Source organism: Bacteroides propionicifaciens DSM 19291 = JCM 14649, assembly GCF_000375405.1.
Lineage (GTDB): Bacteria > Bacteroidota > Bacteroidia > Bacteroidales > Bacteroidaceae > Bacteroides_E > Bacteroides_E propionicifaciens.
This window is the reverse complement of the sequence record NZ_AQWS01000009.1, coordinates 76,775-82,992: the sequence shown is the minus strand read 5'-3', so window position 1 is coordinate 82,992 and position 6,218 is coordinate 76,775. Positions and strand designations below refer to the sequence as shown.

6 protein-coding genes and 1 pseudogene are annotated in these 6,218 nt (G+C 46.0%); 4 read left to right on the top strand and 3 right to left on the bottom strand.

From position 1 onward, the window contains the following. Positions 1–261: transposase (locus B091_RS0104155; RefSeq protein WP_018108751.1), on the top strand; the 261-nt coding region annotated here is incomplete at its 5' end. Positions 262–294: 33 nt separating this feature from the next. Here B091_RS0104155 and mobC read toward each other — a convergent pair. The 3 genes and pseudogenes from mobC to B091_RS0104140 form a co-directional block, all read right to left on the bottom strand. Further along, a pseudogene (mobC, locus tag B091_RS11745) lies at positions 295–2,130 on the bottom strand (conjugal transfer protein MobC); the annotation flags it as partial. A gap of 66 nt (positions 2,131–2,196) precedes the next feature. Continuing rightward, positions 2,197–3,477, bottom strand: coding sequence for a conjugal transfer protein MobB (mobB, locus tag B091_RS0104145; RefSeq protein ID WP_018108749.1), 1,281 nt, complete (start codon positions 3,475–3,477; stop codon positions 2,197–2,199). Then, positions 3,474–3,887 (bottom strand): plasmid mobilization protein, encoded by a 414-nt coding sequence (locus B091_RS0104140; protein WP_018108748.1) that lies wholly within the window; start codon positions 3,885–3,887, stop codon positions 3,474–3,476. The genes mobB and B091_RS0104140 overlap by 4 nt, the downstream gene beginning before the upstream one ends. 569 nt (positions 3,888–4,456) lie before the next feature. Between B091_RS0104140 and B091_RS0104135 the strand changes: the two genes are divergently transcribed. The 3 genes from B091_RS0104135 to B091_RS0104125 are packed head-to-tail and all read left to right on the top strand — an operon-like array spanning position 4,457 to position 6,216. Continuing rightward, a complete protein-coding gene (locus B091_RS0104135) occupies positions 4,457–5,242 on the top strand; it encodes a ParA family protein (protein ID WP_018108747.1) in 786 nt (261 codons plus the stop codon). Between the two features lie 3 nt (positions 5,243–5,245). Continuing rightward, positions 5,246–5,773: a DUF3408 domain-containing protein gene (locus B091_RS0104130; protein WP_018108746.1), complete on the top strand. Its 528-nt coding sequence runs from the start codon at positions 5,246–5,248 to the stop codon at positions 5,771–5,773. After that, positions 5,770–6,216, top strand: coding sequence for a DUF3408 domain-containing protein (locus B091_RS0104125; RefSeq protein ID WP_018108745.1), 447 nt, complete (start codon positions 5,770–5,772; stop codon positions 6,214–6,216). Before B091_RS0104130 ends, B091_RS0104125 begins: the two co-directional genes overlap by 4 nt. Positions 6,217–6,218: the final 2 nt, after the last annotated feature.

Below are 6,218 nucleotides of genomic sequence, written 5' to 3'. Positions count from 1 at the left end.
ACATCATATCACAAGGATGTAGCTAGAGTAAAGTTAGCGTTGTGGTTCAATAAGGTTGAGCATAAAGAGTCTCCACACTTTAAAACTGTAATCAACACCTTTAAGAATCACTACGAAAGAATACTAAACTTCTTTGAGTCTCGATTCACTAATGCATCTGCCGAGTCTTTCAACGCAAAGCTTAAACAGCTAAGAGCTACTTTCAGAGGAATTACAGACACTAAGTTCTTCCTCTTTAGAGCAACAGAGCTATTTGCTTAATATGTTAAATCCCCAAGAATATGATGTGAGCCGTTGGTAGGCTTTCATCTCGGCAGAGATCTTGGCACTGTCCACCACAATCTCTGCGTGGAAGATCTTCTGGTCAATACGCTCATCAAAGTTGTCGGACACTGCCCCCACGAACATACCTTGCGTGAGGTTGGAAATCTTACTTGCAGGGATAAGGCTATCCATCTGTGTGGAAATGGAGGTGGACTTGTCGTTGCGGTTGATGGTCATAGATTGGCGTTGCTGAAGCACCTTGCCGAAACGTTCGGAGAGAGTCTTGGCAGTTTCGCCCACAACCTGCCCACTGAACACGTTTCCTACTGTGTTCTGAATTACCTTACTTTCCTTATCGCCATAATCACGAGTAAGCTGCGAGAAGTCCTGAAAACCCAAACACACCGCCACCTTGTTACTTCGTGCTGTCGCTATGAGGTTATCTAACCCACGAAAATAAATAGTCGGTAACTCGTCGATAATCACCGAAGATTTGAGTTGTTTCTTCTTGTTGATAAGTTTGACAATACGAGAATTATAGAGTCCCAATGCCGCTGAATAGATGTTCTGACGGTCGGGGTTGTTCCCCACAACAAGGACTTTCGGCTCATTCGGGTTATTGATGTCGAGTGAAAAGTCATCACCCGTCATCACCCAATAAAGAGCAGGTGAAATCATACGGGATAGCGGTATCTTGGCACTGGCTATCTGTCCCTGCAACTGGTCTTGCGCTCCGCCTTGCCACGCATCCATAAAGGGCGAAAGGTAGTTGGCAAGTTCATCGTAGGAAGTGAGTATCGGAAATATCTGTGCGTAAGGACGATTAAGGAACTCAATGGCGTGAGGGAAAGTACAATACTTTCCGTTCTCATAGATTTTCAGAAACCATATAATGGCAGCCAGCAAGATGATGGGCGATTCCACGAAGAAGTCCCCTTGCTTCTGTATCCATGAGCGGTTGAGATTAAGCATAATGGTATAGGCACTCTCGTACGCGTCCGATATATCCGTCATAAAGGCTGGGTTAATGGGATTACATCGATGTGACTTCCTCGGATCATCGAAGTTGATCACATAGAACTGTGGCTTTACTTTGTAAGCGTCCAAATGATGGAGCAGGTGATTGTAGGCAATCTCTGAAAGGTCGGGGAACTTGTAATCATAGATATACATGGCAAAGCCTTTTTCTATCTGCTGCTTGATATAGTTGTTTACGATAGCGTACGACTTACCCGAACCCGGTGTTCCGAGCACCATCGAGGCACGGAATGGATTGACCACGTTAATCCAGCCCTTGTTCCATTTCTTCTTATAGTAGAAGCGCGTAGGGAGATTGACGGAGTATTCATTTTCCATCAATCTTGTTTCCTGCATGAAACTCTCATTCTCCGTATTGAAAACATCGTCCATCAAATTATTTTTGAGCAGTCGGCTCATCCATACGCCACCCATCAGCAGACAGATATAACCAACGGATAGCGTGAAGATATAGAGCGTAGCTGCCCCGACCTTACCGATGGGCAATGCCAATAGCCACCAGTTGAGAAAGAAAAAGACGAAGCCGGAGAAAAGTACCGTCCAAATCTTTGGCCATGTGATTTTCTCCTCTTTTACGCCCTTTGTCCCAAGGCAGGACAAAGCAAGGAACACCACACAAAATAGTTTCGTCCATAAGATAGACGAAAACAAGTTCGTTGTACGCTGGAAATTCATCAGTATCTTGTTGATGATACCGAGCGTAAAGTGCCACTCGTTAAACGCCTCATAACAGAACCAATAACAGTTAATTAAGAGAAATATCACTGATATTCCCCGCATAAAGTCCATGACTTTACCCAATGCCCTTAAATCATCTTCCTGTGCCATAATGCTATGTTTTTGTAGCCTCCTCCAACCCCTCCGAAGGGAGGGGAGTTGGAAATGCTCGTTGATTTAATGTTTTCTTCGTCTAATATTTACTTTGCTTTGCTTGCGGAGCTTACGCTGCCATGCCGCTTCCTTCCAATCATCGTTGCCCATAGTTCCGAATGACTCGTCCACCATATCCTCTATAAGTTCATCAACAATGTTATCGCCTTCTTCTGTATTCTGTTGCAAGGATTGAATGGTCGGCGATTGTTCCAAACGAACAAACGGATTGCCATACAGCGTTTCATCCAAGAACGGATTGTGATAAGGATTTAAGAAATAGGCATTGAACACATTGGCGGCATATCCTTTGCCTAATCTGGAGCCATTGAGCGCAATGCCCTCTTTATCGTCAATAAAGGTAATGCCATAGATACGACCGCTTTCGTTCTTTCGGACTACCATACGCAAGCCCTGCTCCTCCAGTCTTTGTCGCAGTTCTTCCTCCGTCCGAGGAGAGGTATGCATTGTTTGTAACACCTTGCCTCTTATAGTCGGTACCAACGGCTTGACAGCTTGTCTTGATTTCTGCATCCTGTTCTGTATGGCAGTATAGCCCACACCACGACCGATGTCCGAGGCATGGATGGGTGTGCCTGCCTTGTTGCCCTTGTTATCTGTGGGCACATAGACCAATCCGTCATATCGCCGTCCCCGAAACTCCGTTTTTACTTCTTCTACGGCAAGGTTATATTTGCTCAGAATGGCATTGAGTTCGCCCAATGAACAGAAGCGATAATGCTTCAGCACCATGCGGAGGATACTTGCCACCTGCTCCTTGATGTTTCCTTTACCAATATCCACCTTGGGCATTGCTGTTTCAGCCTTCTCGCTGACCTTTGAACTTGGGATAAGACCGTATTTCCTTTCCAAGGCATCGGTAATCTGCTTGCTTCTTCGCTTCTCAAATCTGTCGTTGATTTTCTTTCCCTCTCCGTCCACCCGAAGCGACACGATGTGTATATGCTCACGGGCAATGTCACAATGCTTGAACACGATGTAAGGTTGCTTGCCGTAGCCGAGTGCCTCCATATACTCCTTGGCAATCTGCGTGAGTGCTTCATCGCATAGTTTCTCGTCCGGATGCGGATTGAGGGAGCAATGGAATACCGTTTTCTTCGTTCTGCATTTCTTGGGTATCAATGCCTCCATGTCGGCAAGCACTTCCTCCATCGTATAACGTCCCTCCCTGTCCTGATACAACTCAGCGGCAAGAAGAATGCTCGCTTCCCCTTTCTCCACCTTTTTGAAATTGTAGCCGAGTGCCCCTCCAAGGTTCTCCGTACTTGAAATCTTCGCTATCATTTCTTGCGGTAGTCTATGGTCAGACGGATAGCCTGTTCCTGCAAGGCAACGATTTGAGCCGAGAGTTTCTCCAATTTTTCAAGCAGGATTTGTGCGGTCTTCACGCTGTGGTAGCTGTTGATGGCACGCACGGTCTGGTTATAGAGTACGCCAATTTTATGGATTTGTGCTGTCAGTTCGGAGAGTTTTCGATAGTATTCCACGGCAGATTTATCCACCGTAATCACCTTGAAACACTCGCCAAGAATACGTCCACGCACGAAATCCGACTTGGTTTCTGCACCCGAACGCAGAAACAAGTCAATTGCCCTCTGCTGGTCTTTCGGGTTGGGAAGGCGTACATGCCAGTTGTCCCAACGAGGCTTTTCTGACGTTTTCCGTTCTGAACGATGTTCCTCTTTCTTATCCATATCCGTTCTGTTTTCTTAATTACGACTTTGGAGGAATTCATCTCCCCCTCGGGGCAAGGGTCTTTGTGGTACAAACTGCGGTTTGTGTTACAAAGACACACCTTGCCAATATCAAGAGTTGATACGATTGAAGTATCCACCCTTTTGGGGTGTCTGCTTCGGGATGTTACCTCCATGTTTTATTCTCGTCTGCAAAGTTACGGCGGATTTTCAAATATCTCATTATCAACGATATTCACTCTTTTTCCTTTCATTTTCCTCAATTTCCCTAAGGGTTGGAAATGACTGATTTACTGACTTACTTTGCAACTGATTTAGGTCGCGACTCACTCATTGACCAACTCTGTTACCAACTAACTGAGCTCAGTCGATAAGTTCATTGGTCAAGGACTCGGTCAGTCGTCAAGTCAGTAGATGAGTCGGTCAGTAAGTCGGTTCAGGAGTCAGCCCGTCCATCAGTAAATAAGTCAAGACGGACTCCTTTACTGACTGACTGATTAACTTACTCACTCATCAACTGAGCCAAGAGTAAACCACAAAGCAGATAAAACAAAAAAAAAACAGAAACAATGAAACAACAATCCACAAGACAGCCTGTATTTTTAGGCTTTGCATCTCAAAAAGGCGGTGTGGGCAAAAGCACCCTTGCCGAAGTCCTCGCCTCCATCCTTTATTACGAAAAGGGAGCCTCTCTCTTGGTCGTGGACTGTGACGGGACACAAGAGTCCTTTTTCAAGCTGCGGCAAAGAGAACGCCGTATGATTGAAAATGACGAGGAACTATCCCGGCAGATGACGCAATTCTTTACCAAATTCGGAAAACAGGCTTATCCGATCATCCGCTCAACACCGAAAGATGCCATAAAGGATGTCAAGGAATACGTCAGTTCACATGACACCGAGATAGGTCTTGCCATCTTCGACTTTCCCGGTCATGCCGGAACCGAAGACCTGCTTCAACTTTCCATAGACATGGATTATATCATCACTCCCATCGAAGCCGATCCCCAATCCCTGGTCTCCAGTTTTGCATACGCCAAGGCCGTCAGGGACTTGGGAATAGGTCTGAGCGATGCGCACATTAAGGACCTGCTCTTACTTTGGAATAAGATTAACCGCAGCGCCAGCACCATTGTCATGGACTATTACACGCAGTATGCAAAGGAACAGGAAATCAATCTCTTTGATGCCCATGTGTATCATTCTGTAAGATTTTCAAGAGAGTTGGGGCAAGGTGGCGTTAAGGGGGTGTTCCGAAGTACTTATCTTCCCCCCTCGCTATCCTTGCGGCTTCCAACGGGGATAGACTTGTGGGTGGAGGAAGTGATGGAGAAATGTCATATTATACCTCAATAGCCTATGAATTCCATCAACGAAGAACGGAAGAAAATCCTGCAACAAAAGCTCAAGGAGATGGGTAATTTTGGGGTGCAGGTACGCAGTCCGGAAGATTCCCCCTTCTATGACCAGCCCACGGACTATGAACGCGAGTTAGAGCGCTTGAAGCCTGATAAGGAGCAAGTGGAGGCAGAACCGTCCGGGAGTTCTGCGCCCGTGTGTGCAGAAGCGGCAGGCACTGCCGGGCTTGCATCGGAAAGGAAGCCTAAAGTCAAGGAATGCAAGGAGGAAAGTATAAGAGCCAAATTGTCTTTTGAGGAATATCGCGAACGCTACCTTAATTGTTCGCAACGCGGCAGCGGAAAATCCGGATTCACCATCAACAGTGATATTCTGCAACTGCTCAGGGATGTTCTCCGTGATGTCCGTTCCAAAACCACCTTGACCTCTTACATAGAAAATATTCTACTTGAGCATTTAAGAGAAAACCAAGCCATGCTCAACAAGGCAGCGGCACAGTATAAACGTAACCAAACACTCAATTTATGACCGATACATTATTATTCGATGCCTTCCTTCTTTTAGGATTGGCATGGATGCTTATCAGCATTGTCTATTTCTGCGTGCGAATGGACAGGTGTTTATCTCCTGTTGGAAAGCATGCTGTCAATGACCAAGCAGAGGAACCGGAGGCTGCATACCTCCAATTCCTCAAAGAAGATACCCAAAACAGTTCAAGGCTTGCGGACTGTCCGGATATAGAGAGTTACCGTAACCGCTTTCTCCAGACCTCCCGCTTTACTCAAAGAACGGCTTTTACCATGAACGTGGAAACCTTGCAGTTGCTTCGCAATGTTCTCCATGATTTGAATGAGCGTGTGCCAATGGCTTCCTATATAGAGAATATCTTACGGGAGCATTTACGGGCACATCAGAACCTGCTCAATGATGCCGCCGACAAACAGAGAAGACTGAACACGTTAAAATTGTAAAC

Excerpts from the sequence above, each read along its gene's own strand:
- B091_RS0104130 (WP_018108746.1), top strand. The coding sequence starts at position 5,246 with ATGAATTCCATCAACGAAGAACGGAAGAAAATCCTGCAACAAAAGCTC.
- B091_RS0104125 (WP_018108745.1), top strand. The coding sequence starts at position 5,770 with ATGACCGATACATTATTATTCGATGCCTTCCTTCTTTTAGGATTGGCA.
- B091_RS0104140 (WP_018108748.1), bottom strand. The coding sequence starts at position 3,887 with ATGGATAAGAAAGAGGAACATCGTTCAGAACGGAAAACGTCAGAAAAG.
- B091_RS0104135 (WP_018108747.1), top strand. The coding sequence starts at position 4,457 with ATGAAACAACAATCCACAAGACAGCCTGTATTTTTAGGCTTTGCATCT.
- mobB (WP_018108749.1), bottom strand. The coding sequence starts at position 3,477 with ATGATAGCGAAGATTTCAAGTACGGAGAACCTTGGAGGGGCACTCGGC.